Source organism: Cedecea davisae (genome assembly GCF_044095835.1).
Lineage (GTDB): Bacteria > Pseudomonadota > Gammaproteobacteria > Enterobacterales > Enterobacteriaceae > Cedecea > Cedecea davisae.
On sequence record NZ_CP172054.1, the window covers coordinates 3740431 to 3759399 of the forward strand.

Annotated in this window: 20 protein-coding genes; 13 read left to right on the forward strand and 7 right to left on the reverse strand. The window is 55.5% G+C overall.

The window, feature by feature from the left end; genetic code table 11:
* Window positions 1–2: 2 nt before the first annotated feature.
* The 5 genes from cyoB to ACG1VR_RS17925 all read left to right on the forward strand — a co-directional run bounded on the left by cyoB (window position 3) and on the right by ACG1VR_RS17925 (window position 5332).
* On the forward strand, window positions 3–1994 hold the full coding sequence (gene cyoB / locus ACG1VR_RS17905; protein ID WP_016535179.1) for a cytochrome o ubiquinol oxidase subunit I: 1992 nt from the start codon (window positions 3–5) through the stop codon (window positions 1992–1994).
* Window positions 1984–2592 (forward strand): cytochrome o ubiquinol oxidase subunit III, encoded by a 609-nt coding sequence (locus ACG1VR_RS17910; RefSeq protein WP_016535178.1) that lies wholly within the window; start codon window positions 1984–1986, stop codon window positions 2590–2592. The genes cyoB and ACG1VR_RS17910 overlap by 11 nt, the downstream gene beginning before the upstream one ends.
* Complete coding sequence (locus ACG1VR_RS17915) at window positions 2592–2921, forward strand: cytochrome o ubiquinol oxidase subunit IV (protein WP_016535177.1); 330 nt, start codon at window positions 2592–2594, stop codon at window positions 2919–2921. The genes ACG1VR_RS17910 and ACG1VR_RS17915 overlap by 1 nt, the downstream gene beginning before the upstream one ends.
* Window positions 2922–2932: 11 nt before the next feature.
* Window positions 2933–3820: a heme o synthase gene (cyoE, locus tag ACG1VR_RS17920; RefSeq protein WP_016535176.1), complete on the forward strand. Its 888-nt coding sequence runs from the start codon at window positions 2933–2935 to the stop codon at window positions 3818–3820.
* Window positions 3821–3967: 147 nt separating this feature from the next.
* On the forward strand, window positions 3968–5332 hold the full coding sequence (locus tag ACG1VR_RS17925) for an MFS transporter (protein ID WP_172568203.1): 1365 nt from the start codon (window positions 3968–3970) through the stop codon (window positions 5330–5332).
* A gap of 16 nt (window positions 5333–5348) precedes the next feature.
* Here the strand turns inward: ACG1VR_RS17925 and ACG1VR_RS17930 are convergent, their stop codons facing one another.
* The gene (locus ACG1VR_RS17930) at window positions 5349–5840 is read right to left on the reverse strand and encodes a YajQ family cyclic di-GMP-binding protein (RefSeq protein WP_016535174.1); all 492 of its coding nucleotides are present in this window, start codon (window positions 5838–5840) and stop codon (window positions 5349–5351) included.
* Window positions 5841–5980: 140 nt separating this feature from the next.
* Between ACG1VR_RS17930 and panE the strand changes: the two genes are divergently transcribed.
* Both panE and yajL read left to right on the forward strand, forming a co-directional pair.
* Window positions 5981–6898 (forward strand): 2-dehydropantoate 2-reductase, encoded by a 918-nt coding sequence (gene panE, locus ACG1VR_RS17935; RefSeq protein ID WP_395489457.1) that lies wholly within the window; start codon window positions 5981–5983, stop codon window positions 6896–6898.
* Entirely contained in the window at window positions 6858–7454 is a 597-nt protein-coding gene (gene yajL / locus ACG1VR_RS17940; RefSeq protein WP_016535172.1) for a protein deglycase YajL, read from the forward strand. The genes panE and yajL overlap by 41 nt, the downstream gene beginning before the upstream one ends.
* A 192-nt stretch (window positions 7455–7646) precedes the next feature.
* On the opposite strand, the gene thiI is transcribed toward yajL, so the two are convergent.
* Window positions 7647–9095, reverse strand: coding sequence for a tRNA uracil 4-sulfurtransferase ThiI (thiI, locus tag ACG1VR_RS17945; protein ID WP_172568206.1), 1449 nt, complete (start codon window positions 9093–9095; stop codon window positions 7647–7649).
* Window positions 9096–9315: 220 nt separating this feature from the next.
* On the opposite strand from thiI, the gene xseB reads away from it, so the two are divergent.
* The 4 genes from xseB to ACG1VR_RS17965 are packed head-to-tail and all read left to right on the forward strand — an operon-like array spanning window position 9316 to window position 13380.
* Window positions 9316–9558, forward strand: coding sequence for an exodeoxyribonuclease VII small subunit (xseB, locus tag ACG1VR_RS17950; protein ID WP_395489458.1), 243 nt, complete (start codon window positions 9316–9318; stop codon window positions 9556–9558).
* Between the two features lies 1 nt (window position 9559).
* Complete coding sequence (gene ispA / locus ACG1VR_RS17955; RefSeq protein ID WP_172568208.1) at window positions 9560–10459, forward strand: (2E,6E)-farnesyl diphosphate synthase; 900 nt, start codon at window positions 9560–9562, stop codon at window positions 10457–10459.
* Window positions 10460–10488: 29 nt separating this feature from the next.
* On the forward strand, window positions 10489–12351 hold the full coding sequence (dxs, locus tag ACG1VR_RS17960) for a 1-deoxy-D-xylulose-5-phosphate synthase (protein ID WP_395489459.1): 1863 nt from the start codon (window positions 10489–10491) through the stop codon (window positions 12349–12351).
* Window positions 12352–12405: 54 nt separating this feature from the next.
* Window positions 12406–13380, forward strand: a complete 975-nt coding sequence (locus ACG1VR_RS17965) for an aldo/keto reductase (protein WP_172568210.1) — start codon at window positions 12406–12408, stop codon at window positions 13378–13380.
* A 32-nt stretch (window positions 13381–13412) separates the two neighbouring features.
* Here ACG1VR_RS17965 and thiL read toward each other — a convergent pair whose 3' ends face one another.
* The 5 genes from thiL to nrdR form a co-directional block, all read right to left on the reverse strand.
* Window positions 13413–14387, reverse strand: a complete 975-nt coding sequence (gene thiL / locus ACG1VR_RS17970) for a thiamine-phosphate kinase (RefSeq protein ID WP_395489460.1) — start codon at window positions 14385–14387, stop codon at window positions 13413–13415.
* A 63-nt stretch (window positions 14388–14450) separates the two neighbouring features.
* A complete protein-coding gene (nusB, locus tag ACG1VR_RS17975) occupies window positions 14451–14870 on the reverse strand; it encodes a transcription antitermination factor NusB (RefSeq protein ID WP_016535165.1) in 420 nt (139 codons plus the stop codon).
* Between the two features lie 20 nt (window positions 14871–14890).
* Window positions 14891–15361 carry a 6,7-dimethyl-8-ribityllumazine synthase gene (ribE, locus tag ACG1VR_RS17980; RefSeq protein ID WP_016535164.1) on the reverse strand — a complete coding sequence of 157 codons (471 nt, stop codon included), beginning with the start codon at window positions 15359–15361 and terminating at the stop codon, window positions 14891–14893.
* Window positions 15362–15437: 76 nt separating this feature from the next.
* The gene (ribD, locus tag ACG1VR_RS17985) at window positions 15438–16556 is read right to left on the reverse strand and encodes a bifunctional diaminohydroxyphosphoribosylaminopyrimidine deaminase/5-amino-6-(5-phosphoribosylamino)uracil reductase RibD (protein ID WP_395489461.1); all 1119 of its coding nucleotides are present in this window, start codon (window positions 16554–16556) and stop codon (window positions 15438–15440) included.
* A gap of 5 nt (window positions 16557–16561) precedes the next feature.
* Entirely contained in the window at window positions 16562–17011 is a 450-nt protein-coding gene (nrdR, locus tag ACG1VR_RS17990; protein ID WP_016535162.1) for a transcriptional regulator NrdR, read from the reverse strand.
* Window positions 17012–17164: 153 nt separating this feature from the next.
* Here nrdR and ACG1VR_RS17995 point away from each other — a divergent pair, with 153 nt between their 5' ends.
* Together ACG1VR_RS17995 and ACG1VR_RS18000 are read left to right on the forward strand one after the other, a co-directional pair.
* On the forward strand, window positions 17165–17725 hold the full coding sequence (locus ACG1VR_RS17995) for a DUF3251 domain-containing protein (protein ID WP_172568213.1): 561 nt from the start codon (window positions 17165–17167) through the stop codon (window positions 17723–17725).
* Window positions 17726–18087: 362 nt separating this feature from the next.
* Complete coding sequence (locus tag ACG1VR_RS18000) at window positions 18088–18966, forward strand: nucleoside-specific channel-forming protein Tsx (RefSeq protein WP_279048404.1); 879 nt, start codon at window positions 18088–18090, stop codon at window positions 18964–18966.
* The last annotated feature ends 3 nt before the right edge of the window (window positions 18967–18969 follow it).

The window sequence follows — 18969 nt, forward strand, 5'->3', positions numbered from 1 at the left end:
CGATGTTCGGAAAACTTACACTGGATGCAATCCCGTATCATGAGCCAATTGTCATGGTTACGGTTGCGGCAATCATCGTCGGGGGACTGGCGCTGCTTGCGGCTATCACTTACTTCGGTAAGTGGGAATATTTATGGAAAGAGTGGCTAACCTCGGTTGACCACAAACGCCTTGGCGTAATGTACGTTATCGTCGCTATCGTCATGCTGCTGCGCGGCTTTGCCGATGCGGTCATGATGCGTAGCCAGCAGGTGCTGGCCTCCGCCGGCGAAGCAGGGTTCCTGCCGCCTCACCACTACGACCAGATCTTTACCGCCCACGGCGTTATTATGATCTTCTTCGTGGCGATGCCTTTTGTTATCGGCCTGATGAACCTGGTTGTGCCGTTGCAGATTGGCGCGCGTGACGTTGCCTTCCCATTCCTGAACAACCTGAGCTTCTGGTTCACCGTTGTCGGCGTGGTGCTGGTTAACCTGTCACTGGGCGTTGGCGAATTCGCACAGACCGGCTGGGTTGCTTATCCTCCGCTATCGGGCATTGAGTACAGTCCTGGCGTCGGGGTTGATTACTGGATCTGGAGTCTCCAGCTGTCCGGTATCGGTACGACGCTGACGGGTATTAACTTCTTCGTTACTATCCTGAATATGCGTACCCCTGGCATGACTATGTTCAAAATGCCGGTGTTCACCTGGGCTTCGCTGTGTACTAACGTACTGATTATCGCCGCGTTCCCAATCTTCACCGTGACCGTCGCACTGCTGACCCTTGACCGCTACCTTGGCACCCATTTCTTTACCAATGATATGGGTGGCAACATGATGATGTACATCAACCTCATCTGGGCATGGGGCCACCCGGAAGTTTATATCCTGGTGCTGCCGGTGTTTGGCGTGTTCTCTGAAGTGGTTGCTACCTTCTCTAAAAAGCGTCTGTTCGGTTACACCTCTCTGGTGTGGGCGACCATCGCGATTACCGTTCTGTCGTTCATCGTTTGGCTGCACCACTTCTTCACCATGGGCAGCGGTGCGAACGTAAACGCCTTCTTCGGTATTGCCACCATGATTATCGCCATCCCGACCGGGGTGAAGATCTTCAACTGGCTGTTCACCATGTATCAGGGCCGCATCGTCTTTAACTCCGCGATGCTGTGGACCATTGGCTTCATCGTCACCTTCTCTATCGGTGGCATGACCGGTGTTCTGCTGGCGGTGCCGGGCGCGGACTTCGTGCTCCACAACAGCCTGTTCCTGATTGCACACTTCCACAACGTTATCATCGGCGGCGTGGTATTCGGTTGCTTCGCAGGTCTGACCTACTGGTGGCCAAAAGCCTTCGGCTTTACGCTGAACGAAACCTGGGGCAAACGCGCCTTCTGGTTCTGGATCATCGGCTTCTTCGTTGCGTTTATGCCGCTGTACGTTCTGGGCTTCATGGGCATGACCCGTCGTCTGAGCCAGCAGATCGATCCACAGTTCCACACCCTGCTGGTTGTTGCAGCCTGCGGTGCGGCGCTTATCGCTCTGGGCATTCTGTGCCAGCTGATTCAGTTCTACGTTTCCATCCGTGACCGTGAGCAGAACCGCGACCTGACCGGTGACCCGTGGGGTGGCCGTACGCTGGAGTGGGCAACCTCTTCTCCGCCTCCGTTCTATAACTTCGCCCACCTGCCGCACGTTCACGAACGTGATGCATTCTGGGAGATGAAAGAGAAAGGCGAAGCGTACAAGCAGCCTGCGCACTATGAAGAGATTCATATGCCGCGCAACAGCGCAGCCGGTATCATTATTGCAGCATTCAGCACCGTGTTTGGTTTTGCCATGATCTGGCATATCTGGTGGCTGGCGATTGTTGGCTTTGCCGGCATCATCATCACCTGGATTGCGAAAAGCTTCGACGAAGATGTGGATTACTATGTTCCGGTTGCTGAAGTCGAAAAACTGGAAAATCAGCATTTCGAAGAACTCAAAAAAGCAGGGCTGAAAAATGGCAACTGAGACTGTAAATAACGCCCACGCCGCGGAGCACGGGCACCACGATGCGGGAACCAATAAGGTCTTTGGTTTCTGGATCTACCTGATGAGCGACTGCATTCTGTTCTGTTGCTTGTTTGCAACCTATGCCGTTCTGGTGAACGGCACGGCTGGCGGCCCGTCAGGTAAAGATATCTTCGAACTGCCGTTCGTTATGGTTGAAACCGCCCTGCTGCTGGTCAGCTCCATCACCTACGGCATGGCAATCATCGCCATGAACAAGGGTAACAAAAGCCAGGTTATCTCCTGGCTTGCGCTGACCTTCCTGTGCGGTGCGGGCTTCGTCGGGATGGAAATCTATGAATTCCATCACCTGATTGCAGAAGGCTTCGGCCCGGATCGTAGCGGCTTCCTGTCAGCGTTCTTCGCGCTGGTCGGCACCCACGGTCTGCACGTAACCTCTGGTCTGGTGTGGATGGCATTCATGATGATTCATGTGTCCCGTCGCGGCCTGACCAATACCAACCGTGCGCGTCTGATGTGCCTGAGCCTGTTCTGGCACTTCCTTGACGTGGTATGGATCTGCGTATTCTCTGTAGTGTATCTGATGGGGGCGATGTAATGAGTCATTCAACTGAACACAGCGGCGCCCACCACGGTAGCGTGAAGACTTACATGACAGGATTTATCCTGTCTATCATCCTGACGGCGATCCCGTTCTGGATTGTAATGGAAGGAACCGCTTCTCACGGCACTATGCTTGGCGTGGTCCTGGTGACCGCAGTAGTACAGATTCTGGTGCATCTCGTATGCTTCCTGCATCTGAACACCTCTTCGAGTGAACGCTGGAATCTGGTAGCCTTCGCCTTTACGGTGCTGATTATCGCCATTCTGGTGATTGGCTCGATCTGGATTATGTGGAACCTCAACCTGAACATGATGGTTCACTAAGAGCGGCGTGTATGATTAAGCAATACCTGCAAGTAACGAAACCAGGAATTATTTTCGGCAATTTAATTTCTGTCATTGGGGGATTTTTACTGGCCTCGAAGGGCAGCATTAATTACCCCCTGTTTCTCTACACCCTGGTTGGCGTGTCGCTGGTAGTCGCATCGGGTTGTGTTTATAACAACTTTATCGACCGTGACATCGACCAGAAGATGGAGAGGACGAAGAATCGGGTGCTGGTTAAAGGCCTGATTTCACCGAAAATTTCGCTGGTGTATGCCACCTTGTTGGGTATTGCTGGCTTCATGCTGCTGTGGTTTGGTGCTAATCCACTGGCAATGTGGCTGGCCGTGATGGGCTTTGTGGTTTATGTCGGGGTTTATAGCCTCTACATGAAACGCCACTCGGTCTACGGCACCCTGATTGGCAGCCTGTCCGGCGCGGCTCCTCCGGTTATCGGCTACTGCGCCGTGACCAACGAGTTCGATACCGGGGCCGCTATTCTGCTGGCTATCTTTAGCCTGTGGCAGATGCCGCATTCGTACGCGATTGCCATCTTCCGCTTTAAAGATTACCAGGCAGCTAACATTCCGGTGCTGCCGGTGGTAAAAGGCATTTCGGTCGCCAAAAACCACATTACGCTGTATATCATCGCTTTTGCCGTTGCCACGCTGATGCTTTCTCTGGGTGGCTACGCCGGGTACAAATATCTGGTCGTTGCCGCCGCGGTAAGCGTGTGGTGGCTGGGCATGGCGCTGCGGGGCTATAAAGTGGAAGACGATAAAGTATGGGCGCGCAAGCTGTTCATCTTCTCCATCGTCGCCATCACCTCGCTAAGCGTAATGATGTCGGTCGATTTCATGGTGCCAGACTCACATAATCTGCTGACTTACGTCTGGTAAGTCACGAACAGTATAAAAGGGCACCTCGGTGCCCTTTTTTATCAGTATCATCAAAGCATCAGCGCTGTAATATCTGTTAAATAACTATCCATTTACCCTCCCCTTCCCTCGCACTACACTAAGGCCGACTTTTTATCTGAGGTGGTAATGAACGATTACAAAATGACGCCCGTCGAGCTACGAGCGACGTGGGGTTTAGGAACCGTCTTTTCGCTGCGCATGCTGGGCATGTTTATGGTGCTGCCGGTTCTTACCACCTGGGGTATGGCTTTACAGGGCGCAAGCGAAGCGCTTATCGGCCTGGCGATTGGTATCTACGGCCTGGCTCAGGCGCTGTTTCAAATTCCATTCGGCCTGCTCTCTGACCGCATTGGCCGCAAACCGCTGATAGTCGGCGGCCTGGCTATCTTTGTTATCGGCAGCATTATTGCCGCCCTCACCGACTCTATCTGGGGCGTTATTCTTGGCCGTGCCTTACAAGGTTCAGGCGCAATTGCCGCCGCGGTGATGGCGCTGCTATCAGACCTGACCCGCGAGCAGAACCGCACTAAGGCCATGGCGTTTATTGGCGTCAGCTTCGGCGTGACCTTCGCCATCGCGATGGTGCTGGGGCCAATCATCACCCAGGCGCTCGGCCTGCAGGCGCTGTTCTGGATGATTGCGGTGCTGGCAAGCTGCGGTATTTTAATCACCCTCTGGGTGGTGCCAAACTCCAAAACTCACGTTCTGAACCGTGAGTCCGGCATGGTTAAGGGCTGTTTTCGCAAGGTCATTGCAGAGCCAAAACTGCTGAAGTTAAACTTCGGCATCATGTGCCTGCACATCATGCTGATGTCCACCTTCGTGGCCCTGCCGGGGCAGCTGGAGCAGGCTGGCTTCCCCGCCGCTCAGCACTGGAAAATTTACCTTTTCACTATGCTTATCTCTTTTGTCTCGGTGGTGCCATTCATCATCTACGCCGAAGTTAAGCGCCGCATGAAGCACGTCTTTGTCGGCTGCGTGGCGGTACTGCTGATTGCCGAAATTGTGCTGTGGGGCGCAGGCCCGCATTTCTGGGATTTGGTCATCGGCGTGCAGCTGTTCTTCCTGGCCTTTAACCTGATGGAAGCGATTTTGCCTTCGCTTATCAGCAAAGAGTCTCCCGCTGGCTATAAAGGCACGGCGATGGGTATTTACTCCACCAGCCAGTTTCTGGGCGTAGCTATCGGCGGGTCGCTCGGCGGCTGGCTGAACGGGCTATTTGATTCTCAAACCGTGTTTCTGGCCGGCGCGCTGCTGGCAGCGGTTTGGCTGCTGGTAAGCTGGACGATGCAGGAACCGCCTTACGTCAGCAGCCTGCGAATTGAATTACCGGAGAGCAGCGTCGATGACGCGGGAATGCTGGCGAGACTGCTGGCGCAGCCGGGCGTGAGCGAGGCGAATATTATTCCTGAAGAGCGCAGCGCCTACGTGAAAATCGACAGTAAGCTGACCAACAGATATGAGATTGAGCAGTTGGTAAAAGGGGCGTAACCGCCCCTTCAGACCGTCAGTCGCGGAAGTTCTTGAACTGGAACGGCTGCCCCAGATTACCGCCACGGATAAGCGCCATGACCGCCTGTAAATCATCACGGGCTTTACCGGTCACGCGAATTTCTTCGCCCTGGATCTGCGTTTGAACCTTAAGCTTGCTGTCTTTAATCAGCTTAACGATTTTTTTAGCAATGCTGGCTTCAATACCCTGCTTCAGTTTAGCCTCCACGCTCCAGGTTTTACCGCTGTGCACGAACTCTTCCGGCACATCGATAGAGCTCCCTTCGATGCCGCGTTTCAGCAGCTTGGCACGCAGGATGTCCAGCAGTTGGTTAACCTGAAAGTCAGACTCGCTGGCGACTTTGATAGTCTGATTTTTTTCATTCAGCTCAAACGTCGCAGGCACGTTACGGAAGTCAAAACGGGTCGCCAGCTCGCGCTCGGCGTTTTCTACCGCGTTGTTCACTTCCTGCATGTCGATTTCAGAAACGATATCAAAAGATGGCATGTGTTTTCTCCCTCTCTGGTTTGCGTTGCATAATACCCGCTGAGCGGAGCAAAACAACCTGTTAAGCAGCCAGAAAGCCGATAACGCTATAATAGAGAGTAAGTTTAACACCCGTGCGGTATTCGGGTGGGGAGGCAATAATGAAAATCACCGTGCTGGGTTGCGGTGCGCTGGGCCAGCTATGGCTGACGGCACTACATAAGCAAGGTCATGAACTTCAGGGCTGGCTGCGCGTACCGCAGCCGTATTGCCACGTAAATCTGCTTGATAACACCGACGGCCGCGTATTCAACAAGTCGTTTATTGCTAACGATCCTGAGTTTCTCGCCGCCAGCGACCTGCTGCTGGTGACGCTCAAGGCATGGCAGGTATCCGACGCAGTGCGCACCCTGGCCGCTCAGCTTCCCGCCAGTTGCCCCATTTTGCTGCTGCATAACGGCATGGGCGCGCTGGACGAACTGCGGTCCCTTTCTCAGCCTCTGCTGCTGGGGCTGACTACTCAGGCGGCAAAACGAGACGGCAGCGTGATTGTTCACGTCGCTTCGGGTATTACCCATATTGGCCCCGGGAATGCAAAAGCAAGCGAATACAGCTATCTTGCGGATGCGCTGCACGCCGCGCTGCCCGACGTAGCCTGGCACGACAACATCAGCCCGGCGAGCTGGAACAAACTGGCGGTCAACTGCGTGATTAACCCGCTAACGGCAATCTATGACTGCAGCAACGGCGAGTTGACGGAGCATAAGGAAGAGGTTGCCAGCATTTGTTATGAAGTCGCGCAGGTGATGGAGCGTGAAGGTCACCATACCTCGCAGCAGAGCCTGCTGGACTATGTGGAGCAGGTGATTTGCAGCACGGCTGAAAACACCTCGTCAATGCTTCAGGACATCCGCCTCGAACGCCACACGGAAATTGATTATATCACCGGCTACCTGCTGCGCCGGGCGCGGGCACATGGAATACCTGTCCCGGTCAACGCCCGCCTCTATGAGCTGGTTAAACGTAAGGAGAATGAGTATGAGCGCACAAGCGCTGGTCTGCCTGGCACCTGGAACTGAAGAGACCGAAGCGGTCACCACCATTGACCTGCTGGTGCGCGGCGGGATTAAAGTCACAACCGCAAGCGTTGCCGGCGACGGTGATTTAACAATTGTCTGCTCTCGTGGCGTTAAATTGCTGGCTGATGTGCCGCTGGTGGAGGTGGCCGATGACCATTTCGACATTATCGTGCTGCCCGGCGGCCTGAAAGGGGCCGAGTGCTTCCGCGACAGCCCGCTGCTGGTCGAAACCGTGCGTCAATTCCATCTTTCAGGGCGAATCGTTGCGGCAATTTGCGCCGCCGCTGGCACGGTTCTGGTGCCGCACGAACTGTTCCCGATAGGTAATATGACCGGTTTCCCCGGGCTGAAAGAGACGATTCCTGAAGGGCAATGGCAGGATAAAAGAGTGGTGTGGGACCCGAGAGTTAATCTGTTAACCAGCCAGGGGCCGGGCACGGCGATTGATTTTGCTCTGAAGATTATCGACCTGCTGGTGAGCCGTGAGAAGGCGCACGAGGTTTCGCAGCAGCTGGTGCTGGCGGCGGGAATTTACAGCTTCCGGGATTATCAGTAGCCTCTCCCCTCACCCTAACCCTCTCCCCAAAGGGGCGAGGGAATCAGAGCGGTGTTAACCCTCACCCAAAGGGGCGAGAGAACCAGAGCGGTGCTAACCCGGTTCTCAGGGAGAGGACACTAACAAGAATCCTCCCTCTCCCTTCCAGGGAGAGGGCCGGGGTGAGGGTCAGCCCTTTTGAGAGCTCATCCCTTACGGGCGGTACACCTTAATATTCTTAAAGCCCTGCTCGCTAAGGTACAGCGCCTGCAGGCGGCTCATCACTCCGCGCTCACACCAAAGCAAATAGGTTTTACTCTGATCGAGATCGCCAAATTTAGTGCTTAGCTTATAGAACGGCAGCGTGGCCACTTCTACGCCCTCCAGCACAAACGGCTTTTCATCCACTTCGTCGTTAGAGCGAATATCCAGCAACACTTCGTTCGGGCCGAAAGCGTTAACCGTTTCAACTTCCACCACTTCCTGCTGAGTCTGAGTAGCAATTTCGCGGATGTCGATATTGGTCGCTTCTTCAATCACCTTATCCAGGATCGAGAAGTCAAAATTCAGCTCCTCGGCCTCGATCTTCGCCTTAACCGCTTTCACCGTTGGGCTTTTCGAGATAACGCCGCAGTATTCCGGCATGGTGCGGGCAAAATCAGCGGTGCCGATTTCACGAGCCAGATCGATAATGTGCTCTTTATCGTGGGAGATAAGCGGGCGCAGGATCAGGGTGTCGGAGACGTTGTCGATCAGGCGCAGGTTGGTCAGCGTCTGGCTGGATACCTGCCCCAGCGCTTCGCCGGTCACCAGAGCCTGTACGCCGTAGCGCTCGGCAACCCGGGAAGCGGCGCGCACAAACATACGTTTCAGCACTACGCCCATCTGGCCATCTTCGATTTTCTCGAGAATTTCGCCCACGACCGGCTCGAAGTTAATCGCGACAAAACGCACGCGGTGAGAGCTGCCGAAACGGTTCCACAGGTAATGAGCAACCTGCTTAACGCCGATTTCATGAGCCGCGCCGCCGAGGTTAAAGAAGCAATAGTGTACGCGGCAGCCGCGACGCATCAGCATGTAGCTGGAAACGCCGGAGTCGAACCCGCCGGAAATCAGCGACAGTACGTCTTCCTGAGTACCGATAGGGAACCCGCCGATACCTTCATAGCGGCCTTTCACCAGCAGCAGGCGATCGTTTTCAATTTCGAGGTTAACGGTCACATCCGGGTCGTTCAGCTTCACGCGAGCGGACTCGATGTGCTGATTCAGGCCGCCGCCGACATAGCGTTCCACTTCAATCGAGCTGAATTCGTGCTTGCCGCGGCGCTTAACGCGCACGCAGAAACTTTTACCTTCCAGCTTGTCGCGATAAAGCTCCAGAGCCTGCTCAAAGATGTTGTGCATATCGGTATACGGCACATCTTCCACCTCAAGAATATGGTGGATGCCCGGAATACGGGTCAGCGCTTCGCGAATAGCGATACGCTGGTTTTCATCTTTGGCGCGAACTTCGATATTGTCCCAGTGGCGGACGACCGCCAGGCTCTCATCGTAGTGTTTTAAAACGTTACGAATGTTCCCTGTAAGCATCTTAATAAAGCGTATGCGCACAGATTGGCTTTTGATGGTGATTTCCGGGAACAATTTAATGATAAACTTCATGGCGGTAAGGGTTCGTTAGTCAGCCGGACATGCTATGCAGAATGCGGGCTTAAAGGAGAAGAACTGCAGCGGCATCAGGCCACCTGCATCCGAGGCGCGCAAGTATATCATTTTCCCGCTAAGACTGTGCACCCTAACCGAGTTACATAAGCTTGCTTGATAATCATATCGACTCCGTTACCATGTCGGCGTCGAATTAAAATAGAGTCAGACATTCACTATGCCGAAAAAAACTGAATCCCCGGCCAGCTTCGAAACCGCCCTGGTCGAACTGGAGCAAATAGTTACTCGTCTGGAAAGCGGCAATCTTGCGCTTGAAGAGGCGCTCAACGAGTTTGAACGCGGCGTACAGCTGGCCCGCCAGGGGCAAGTGAAACTTCAGCAGGCAGAACAGCGCGTGCAAATTCTGCTGAGCGACAGCGAAGAAGCGCCTCTGACTCCTTTCACACCGGACGCCGAGTAACATGGACTTTAATCAACAGCTGCAGGCCCATGTGCTGCGGGTCAATGATGCGCTTTCTCGCTTCCTTGCACCGCTGCCGTTTCAGAACAGTCCACTGGTTCAGGCGATGCACTATGGCTCACTATTGGGCGGTAAGCGCCTGCGCCCGTTCCTGGTGTACGCCACCGGTGAAATGTTCGGCATAGCCGATGAAGCGCTGGACGCTCCGGCTGCCGCCGTAGAATGTATTCACGCTTACTCTCTGATTCACGACGACTTACCGGCAATGGACGATGACGATTTGCGCCGGGGTCAACCAACCTGCCACATCAAATTTGGCGAAGAGAACGCAATTCTGGCCGGAGACGCCCTGCAAACGCTGGCTTTCTCTATACTAAGTGATGCGCCCATGCCGGGCGTAGAAATTGCCTCCCGCTTAGCGATGGTTTCTGAGCTGGCAAGCGCCAGCGGCGTTGCCGGGATGTGCGGCGGTCAGGCGCTGGATTTAGCGGCCGAAGGCAAGCAGGTTAGTCTCGAAGAGCTGGAACGCATTCACCGCCATAAAACCGGAGCGCTGATTCGCGCGGCGGTTCGTCTTGGCGCGCTGAGCGCCGGAGAAAAGGGCCGTAAAGCGCTGCCGATTCTGGATCGCTACGCGGCAAGCATCGGCCTCGCCTTCCAGGTGCAGGACGATATTCTCGACGTCATCGGCGATACCGCAACCCTGGGCAAACGCCAGGGCGCGGACCAGCAGCTTGGGAAAAGTACCTATCCGGCGCTGTTGGGTCTTGAACAGGCCCAGGCGAAGGCGCAAGATCTCTATCAGGAAGCGCTGCTGGCCCTGGCAGAGCTTTCCACCCTGTCGTTGGATACAACGGCTCTGGAAGCGTTAGCAAACTACATTATCCACCGTGATAAATAACGTATAACAACGATGAGTTTAGATTTCTGATGAGTTTTGATATCGCCAAATACCCGACTCTGGCTCTGGTTGACGCCAGCCCGGATCTGCGAGTGCTGCCTAAAGAGAGCCTGCCCAAGCTTTGCGATGAGCTGCGTCGCTACCTGCTCGACAGCGTAAGCCGCTCCAGCGGGCATTTTGCCTCCGGGCTTGGTACGGTCGAACTGACCGTGGCGCTGCACTACGTCTATAACACGCCGTTCGATCAACTCATCTGGGACGTGGGCCATCAGGCCTATCCGCATAAAATTCTGACCGGCCGCCGCGACAAAATTGGCACCATTCGCCAGAAAGGCGGCCTGCATCCGTTCCCGTGGCGCGCGGAAAGCGAGTACGACGTGCTTAGCGTCGGCCACTCTTCGACCTCCATCAGCGCGGGCATTGGGGTTGCCGTAGCCGCCGGGAAAGAGGGCAAAGACCGTAAAACCGTCTGCGTCATCGGCGACGGCGCGATAACCGCAGGCATGGCATTTGAGGCAATGAACCACGCCGGGGATATTCGCCCGGACATGCTGGTTATCCTCAACGATAACGAAATGTCTATCTCCGAGAACGTGGGCGCGCTGAACAATCATCTGGCTCAGCTGCTTTCCGGCAAGCTCTACTCCACCCTGCGCGAAGGCGGTAAAAAAGTCTTCTCCGGCGTGCCGCCGATTAAAGAGCTGCTCAAGCGTACCGAAGAGCATATCAAAGGCATGGTGGTGCCGGGCACGCTGTTTGAAGAGTTAGGTTTTAACTACATCGGGCCGATTGATGGCCACGACGTTGTTGGGCTGGTGAATACGCTGAAGAACATGCGCAGCCTGAAAGGCCCGCAGTTCCTGCACATCATGACCAAAAAAGGGCGTGGTTATGCGCCAGCCGAGAAAGACCCGATAAGCTTCCATGCGGTGCCTAAGTTTGACCCGCAAAGCGGCACGCTGCCAAAAAGCACCGGCGGCCTGCCGAGTTATTCGAAGATTTTCGGCAACTGGTTATGTGAAACCGCCGCCCATGACGACAAGCTGATGGCGATTACGCCAGCAATGCGTGAAGGCTCGGGCATGGTGGAATTTTCCCGCCAGTATCCGGAGCAATATTTTGACGTGGCGATTGCCGAGCAGCATGCGGTTACCTTCGCGGCTGGCCTGGCTATCGGCGGCTACAAGCCGGTGGTGGCGATTTATTCCACCTTCCTGCAGCGTGCTTACGATCAGGTTATCCACGATGTGGCTATCCAGAAGCTGCCGGTGATGTTCGCCATCGACCGCGCGGGCATTGTGGGTGCCGACGGGCAAACTCACCAGGGTGCGTTCGACATCTCCTTCCTGCGCTGTATTCCGGAGATGGTTATTATGACGCCGAGCGACGAGAACGAATGCCGCCAGATGCTGCATACCGGCTATCACTACAATGAAGGCCCGAGCGCGGTACGTTATCCGCGTGGTAGCGGCACCGGAGCCACTCTGGAGCCGCTTGAAATGCTGCCAATCGGCAAAGGCGTAGTGAAGCGCAAAGGCGAAAAGCTGGCCGTGCTGAACTTCGGTACTTTGCTGCCGGAAGCCGCAGCGGCAGCCGAAGCGCTGAACGCAACGCTTGTCGATATGCGCTTTGTGAAACCGCTGGATGAGGCGCTGATCCTTGAGCTTGCGGCCAGCCACGACTCGCTGGTCACTCTTGAAGAGAACGCGATTATCGGCGGGGCGGGCAGCGGCGTGAACGAAGTGCTGATGGCGCATCGTAAACCTGTCCCGGTGCTGAATCTTGGCCTGCCTGACTTCTTTATTCCTCAGGGAACTCAGGAAGAAGCGCGGGCGGAAATCGGCCTCGATGCCGCCGGCATAGAAGCCAGGATCCGCGGCTGGCTTAGCTAACCCCCTCCTCCACTCCTGCTATGCTTAAAGCATCTCAATAGCAGGAGTGGAACCATGCAATACAGCACATTAGGAAAAACAGACCTCCGGGTTTCCCGCCTTTGCCTCGGCTGTATGACTTTTGGCGAGCCTGACCGCGGCGGCCACGCCTGGACACTACCCGAAGAGAGCAGCCGGGAACTTATTCTCCATGCCCTCGATAAAGGGATTAACTTCTTCGATACCTCCAACAACTACTCGGACGGCAGCAGCGAAGAGATCCTTGGCCGTGCGCTGCGTGACTTTGCCCGCCGCGAAGACGTTGTTGTCGCCACCAAAGTTTATCACCAGGTTGGCGACCTGCCTCAGGGCTTATCCCGCCCACAAATTTTGCGTGCTATCGACGACAGCCTGAAACGGCTGGGAACGGACTATGTGGATTTGCTGCAAATTCACCGCTGGGACTACAACACGCCGATTGAGGAGACGCTGGAAGCGCTTAACGACGTGGTAAAAGCCGGTAAAGCACGCTATATCGGCGCATCCTCAATGCACAGCGAGCAGTTCGCTCAGGCGCTGGCTTTGCAGGCTCGGGAAGGCTGGGCGCGCTTTGTCTCCATGCAGGATCACTACAATCTTATTTATCGCGAGGAGGAGCTGGACATGCTGCCTCTTTGCTACCAAGAAAACATCGCGGTTATCCCGTGGAGCCCTCTGGCGCGCGGCAAGCTCACTCGCCCCTGGGGCGATACCACGGCAAGGTCGGTTTCTGATGAAGTGGGTAAATCGCTCTACCAGACCAACAACGAGAACGACGCGATTGTCGCCGAACGGCTGGCAAATGTAGCCGCCGATAAAGGAGCCTCCCGGGCGCAGGTCGCGCTGGCGTGGCTGCTCAGCAAGCCGGGTATTGCCGCGCCGATTGTCGGCCCTTCACGGCAGGAACAGCTGGATGATTTACTGGGCGCGGTGGATTTAACGCTGAAGCCGGAGGAAATTGCGGAGCTGGAGACGCCTTATCAGCGCCACCCGGTGGCGGGTTTTAAATAACCCCCTCTCCCTTTCGGGGAGAGGGTCAAAGGCTAGCAAGAAAAGTGATCGTAACCTTTAAAGTCCAGCGTCACAGGCTTACCGTCACGCGTGAACTGTAGCCCTTCGGAAGCAGAAACAATCTGGCCGATGCAGGTATAAGGCACGCCCAGGTTGCCAATCGCCACTTCCAGCGCGCCGCGGTTCAGTTCCGGTACGGTGAAGCACAGCTCGTAGTCTTCTCCACCCGCCATCGCCCACTTCAACGCCTGCTCCGGCTCAACGTGCATACGCATCGCTTCGGAATAAGGCAGCTGATCGAGATCGATTCGCGCGCCGCAGTCGCTGGCTTTGAGAATATGGCCGAGATCGGAAATCAGGCCGTCGGACAGATCGATGGCGCTGTTAGCTAAATCGCGCAGCGCCTGGCCGTGCAGCACGCGAGGCGTTGGCCGCAGGTGGCGCTTGCGTAAATATTCAGCATGCTGAAGGTCGGCAACCTGGAGCCTGTTTTGCACAATGGCAAGCCCGGCGGCACTGTCTCCCGGCGTACCGGTAACGTAGATCCAATCCCCGCCTTTTGCGCCGCTGCGCTTAAGCGCGCGCCCGGCAGGGATCATGCCGTGAATACCCAGCGTCATAGAGAGCGGGCCACGGGTTGTATCGCCGCCGATCAGCTGCATATCGTAATAATCCAGCTGTTCAAACAGGCTGTCGCTGAAGGCGGCAAGCCACTCTTCATCGACTTCAGGAAGCGTTAAGGCCAGCGTCAGCCAGGCCGGATCTGCGCCCATTGCGGCCAGATCGCTTAAATTAACTGCCAGAGCTTTGTAACCCAGATCGCGCGGATCGATATCCGGCAGGAAGTGGTTCCCGCAGACCAGCGTATCGGTGCTGATGGCCAGCAGCTGTTTTTCGGGGACCGACAGCAGCGCACAATCGTCGCCAATACCGGTTTCCACATCACGACGGGAGCTTGTTACGCGATCGAAGTAACGGGCAATCAGGGAAAACTCACCGCATGCCATGCGTAATACCTCAAGAATGTCAGTTGCAGAAAGAAGCAGGCCGGGTAGAACCCGGCCAGGAGATTACTTTTTGTGGGGACGAATGGCTGGAGCGGCTTTATCGAGAACGCCGTTAACGAACTTGTGGCTGTCTTCGGCACCGAAGGTTTTTGCCAGTTCAATCGCTTCGTTGATAGCCACTTTATATGGCACATCGTCACGTTTCGACAGTTCAAACAGCGCAATGCGCAGTACCGCTTTTTCCACCTGGCCCAGCTCTTCGAGCAGACGAGACAGGTAAGGCTTCATCAGCCCATCCAGATACGCGCTGTTAGTTGCCACCCCGCTCAGCAACTCGCGGAAATAGTTAACGTCAACGTCTTTGACGTCCTGTTCCGCCAGGAACTGATATTCAACATCAGAGATGTCGTTTTTGGACAACTGCCAGGAGTAGAGCGCCTGGACGGCACACTCACGGGCGCGGCGACGAGCAGCAGGTTTCACGGATTTCCCCTTACAAAAAATCAGGCCTTAATGGCTTTCAATACATTAATCATTTCAAGCGCGGTCAGTGCAGCTTCGGCACCTTTGTTACCGGCTTTAGTACCAGCGCGTTCGATGGCTTGTTCAATGCTTTCAGTGGTCAGCACGCCAAAGGCAACAGGAATACCGCTGTCATGGGCAACGCTTAACAGACCGTTGCTGGCACCGCCGGCAACGTATTCGAAGTGCGCAGTGCCGCCACGAATCACGGTGCCGAGCGCGATAACCGCGTCGTACTTACCGGTTTTCGCCAGCGCGCCTGCGGCCAGCGGCAGCTCGTAAGCGCCCGGTACCCAAACCACGGTGATGTTTTCGTCTTTCACCTGGCCGATACGTTTCAGGGCGTCAATAGCACCTTCCAGCAGGCTGTCGTTGATGAAGTTGTTAAAACGCGCGATGGTGATGGCGACGCGAGCGTCTGGAGTAGCAACAGCTGCTTCAATAATGTTCATAATCTTCCTTTACGGGTTCTGTTTAGCCCCGCAGGGGGGCGGATTTTATCATAATCTTTTCGTGACTGCTTACGTTTTACTGACGCCCATAAACCGGCGTCAGGTGCAGGCACAAATCGGGGCCGACCTGGCGGACTTCGCTGAAGCTGAATTCCGGCACATCGGCAAGTTTTTCGAGCCCCGGCAGCGCGCATAAACCGCGGGCATCGTTGCCCAACAGCTTAGGCGCCAGATAGACGATAAGCTCGTCCACCAGCCCCGCCTGCAGCAGCGCGCCGCCGAGGGTGGCACCGGCTTCAACCCAGACTGAATTCACCTGGCGTTTGCCAAGCTGCATCATCAATACCACCAGGTCGAGATGGCCGTTATGCTCCGGCACCAACAGTTGTTCCACGCCTTCAGGCCAGCTTTCTTCACCCGCACGGGTGCGGGCAAGCCAGGTTTCACCCGGCTGGTTGATCAGAGCATGACCGGGCGTAACGCGATTCTGGCTGTCCACTACGATGCGAATCGGCTGGCGCAGATTTTGCTGCTGGTAGAGCGACTGGCTTGCGCTATCCAGCTCGTCCCAGCGTACAGTCAATGAGGGGTTGTCCGCCAGTACGGTAGCGCTACTTGAAAGGATAGCGGCACTTTGTGCGCGCTGGCGCTGAACGTCGCGGCGCGCCTGGGGAGAGGTTATCCATTTGCTCTCCCCGCTTGCCATCGCGGTGCGGCCATCCAGCGAAGCGCCGAGCTTAAGCTGAATAAATGGAAAACCGGTGCGCATACGCTTGAGGAAACCGCGATTCAGCGCTTCGGCCTCGTTCATCATTAAGCCGTGGCTGACCTCGATGCCCTGCTGTTGCAGGCGGTAAAGCCCGCGCCCGGCAACCTGCGGATTAGGATCCTGCATGGCGGCAACTACCCGCGCCACGCCAGCGGCAATAAGCGCATCACAGCACGGCGGCGTGCGCCCGTGGTGGCTACAAGGTTCGAGGGTTACATAGGCCGTTGCCCCGCGAGCCAGCTCGCCCGCCATGCGCAGGGCATGAACTTCGGCATGCGGCTCACCGGCGCGAAAATGGAAACCTTCACCAACAATTTTACCGTCTTTAACAATCACGCAGCCGACGTTTGGGTTCGGCGCGGTAGTAAAACGTCCGCGCTTAGCCAGCTCAAGCGCGCGAGCCATAAACTGTTCATCAAGGGACATCGGTTTTAATCCTGTAAACGGGCGATTTCTTCACCAAACTCTTTAATGTCTTCAAAACTGCGGTAGACCGAGGCGAAGCGAATATAGGCGACTTTATCCAGCTTCTTTAGCTGCTCCATCACCAGGTTGCCAATCAGTTTACTCGGCACTTCTCGTTCGCCCGTTGCTCGAAGGTGCGACTTAATGTGGCTGATAGCCATTTCTACGTCGTCGGAGTTAACCGGGCGCTTCTCGAGCGCTTTCAGGATGCCGCTGCGGAGTTTGTCTTCGTTAAACGGCTCACGCACCTCATTGCTCTTCACCACTCTGGGCATCACCAGCTCGGCCACTTCAAAAGTGGTGAAACGTTCGTGACAAACCAGGCACTGGCGCCGACGGCGTACGGATGAACCTTCACCCACCAGGCGAGAGTCAATTACTTTGGTGTCCACGGCGAAACAGAATGGGCAATGCATGGCGTTTCCTGCTGGGATTATAAAGATGAACAATAGTTTACCGCGAAGTCGCGGGAGTACAAAGACACCGCCGCCCCGGCATCGAGAAATAGCGCTTTCCAGTTTGCCTGAACTACGCTTAAATCAGAGAACGGCAATGAGGAAAAAACAATCATGACAAAGACTTACCTAAGAATTATCCTGGTGTCCAGCCTGATGAGCCTGACCGCCTGCGCCCAGCAAACCGAAGTGCGCCAGATGCGCAGCCAAATCGGCTCGCTAAACCAGGAAATGACGAAGCTCAGCCAGCAAACGGTTAAGCTGACTCAGCAAAATGCCCTGAACGCCAAATCAACGACCGGCGTCTACCTGCTGCCGGGTTCGAACACGGCGGCACGCCTGAACAGCCAGCTCGGCAGCCTTAAAATGTCGCTGACTAACGTGGCGGCGGAGGCAAACGGCACCCGCGCCACGCTGCTGATTAAGAGCGAGTCTAACAGCCCGCTTCCGGCCTTCAGCGGCAAGGTTGAGTGGGGCCAGATCCAGGGCACCACGGACAGCTTCCAGGAAGTTAACGTTCAGACGCAGCAAATCGAAGCCCCGGCCAGCATCCTGGCGCCAAGCGACGTCTCCATTCCGCTGCGTTTATCCGGCATTACCCCGGAACAGCTGGGCTTTGTGCGCGTTCACGACATACAGCCAGCTTCGGCCTCACCGGTTAGCCCAGCGCAGTAATCTTCGTCTCCCCTGCCCGGCGGGGGAGTTCGTCACACTCTTTCACACCGCCCGCACAAAATGCGAAGCAAAATCCCTGTTTCTCGCCCGCCAACAGCGTGACACCCGTCACATTTATCTGTAACAACCTGACGCTTGTTTGCGTAATTTGACGAAGCAGGTACAATCACGCCGTTTTTATTGTGCGCAAACGTGAACGCAATCGATTACGCATATGAGAAGAATGTGAAATAGCACATATTTTTGTGAGCAGGGATTTCTATAATAGTCGCGCTGCTAAGGTCCTCCCCCTGGAACCCGCGGCCATGGATGACATCTCACATCCGCTTCGCACCAAAATTACGTAAACAGTGGCTAAAAATATGAAAAAAATTATTCTGGCAGCCGGCACCGTTCTGGCGCTTTCCAGCTCTTTCTCTGCCAGCGCAGAAGAAGCAAAAAACAGCGAATACCTCTCCGACTGGTGGCACCAGAGCGTTAACGTAGTCGGCAGCTATCACACCCGCTTCGGGCCGCAGCTGCGCAACGATACCTACCTGGAATACGAAGCTTTCGCCAAAAAAGACTGGTTCGATTTCTACGGCTATATGGATGCACCGGTCTTCTTCGGCGGTAACACCCAGGCGCAGGGTATCTGGAACCATGGTTCTCCACTGTTTATGGAAATCGAACCTCGCTTCTCCATCGACAAGCTGACCGGCGCAGACCTGAGCTTTGGCCCGTTCAAAGAGTGGTATGTTGCTAACAACTACATCTACGACATGGGTCGTAACGCTACCGGCCGCCAGAGCACCTGGTACATGGGTCTGGGTACCGACATCGACACCGGCCTGCCGATGAGCCTGTCCATGAACGTGTACGCCAAATACCAGTGGCAGAACTACAAGGCTAACAACGAAAACGAGTGGGACGGCTACCGCTTCAAGGTGAAATACTTCGTGCCAATTACTTCCCTGTGGGGCGGTAACCTGAGCTACATCGGCTTCACCAACTTCGACTGGGGTTCAGACCTGGGCGATACCAGCGGATACGGCACTAACGGCCTGAAACAGCGTAGCAACAACTCTATCGCTTCCAGCCATATCCTTTCCCTGAACTACGCTCACCTGCACTACTCCATCGTCGCCCGTTACTTCCATAACGGCGGCCAGTGGAACGACGGCACTCAGTTGAACTGGATGGACGGCACCGTTCACGCGACCGGCTGGGGTGGCTACTTCGTCGTAGGCTACAACTTCTAAGCA

Coding starts and splice junctions, on each gene's coding strand:
- ACG1VR_RS18000 (WP_279048404.1), top strand. CDS start 18,088: ATGAAAAAAATTATTCTGGCAGCCGGCACCGTTCTGGCGCTTTCCAGC.
- cyoE (WP_016535176.1), top strand. CDS start 2,933: ATGATTAAGCAATACCTGCAAGTAACGAAACCAGGAATTATTTTCGGC.
- ribE (WP_016535164.1), bottom strand. CDS start 15,361: ATGAACATTATTGAAGCAGCTGTTGCTACTCCAGACGCTCGCGTCGCC.
- ACG1VR_RS17915 (WP_016535177.1), top strand. CDS start 2,592: ATGAGTCATTCAACTGAACACAGCGGCGCCCACCACGGTAGCGTGAAG.
- thiI (WP_172568206.1), bottom strand. CDS start 9,095: ATGAAGTTTATCATTAAATTGTTCCCGGAAATCACCATCAAAAGCCAA.
- ribD (WP_395489461.1), bottom strand. CDS start 16,556: ATGTCCCTTGATGAACAGTTTATGGCTCGCGCGCTTGAGCTGGCTAAG.
- dxs (WP_395489459.1), top strand. CDS start 10,489: ATGAGTTTTGATATCGCCAAATACCCGACTCTGGCTCTGGTTGACGCC.
- ispA (WP_172568208.1), top strand. CDS start 9,560: ATGGACTTTAATCAACAGCTGCAGGCCCATGTGCTGCGGGTCAATGAT.
- cyoB (WP_016535179.1), top strand. CDS start 3: ATGTTCGGAAAACTTACACTGGATGCAATCCCGTATCATGAGCCAATT.
- ACG1VR_RS17965 (WP_172568210.1), top strand. CDS start 12,406: ATGCAATACAGCACATTAGGAAAAACAGACCTCCGGGTTTCCCGCCTT.
- ACG1VR_RS17930 (WP_016535174.1), bottom strand. CDS start 5,840: ATGCCATCTTTTGATATCGTTTCTGAAATCGACATGCAGGAAGTGAAC.
- xseB (WP_395489458.1), top strand. CDS start 9,316: ATGCCGAAAAAAACTGAATCCCCGGCCAGCTTCGAAACCGCCCTGGTC.
- ACG1VR_RS17910 (WP_016535178.1), top strand. CDS start 1,984: ATGGCAACTGAGACTGTAAATAACGCCCACGCCGCGGAGCACGGGCAC.
- yajL (WP_016535172.1), top strand. CDS start 6,858: ATGAGCGCACAAGCGCTGGTCTGCCTGGCACCTGGAACTGAAGAGACC.
- ACG1VR_RS17925 (WP_172568203.1), top strand. CDS start 3,968: ATGAACGATTACAAAATGACGCCCGTCGAGCTACGAGCGACGTGGGGT.
- nrdR (WP_016535162.1), bottom strand. CDS start 17,011: ATGCATTGCCCATTCTGTTTCGCCGTGGACACCAAAGTAATTGACTCT.
- ACG1VR_RS17995 (WP_172568213.1), top strand. CDS start 17,165: ATGACAAAGACTTACCTAAGAATTATCCTGGTGTCCAGCCTGATGAGC.
- thiL (WP_395489460.1), bottom strand. CDS start 14,387: ATGGCATGCGGTGAGTTTTCCCTGATTGCCCGTTACTTCGATCGCGTA.
- panE (WP_395489457.1), top strand. CDS start 5,981: ATGAAAATCACCGTGCTGGGTTGCGGTGCGCTGGGCCAGCTATGGCTG.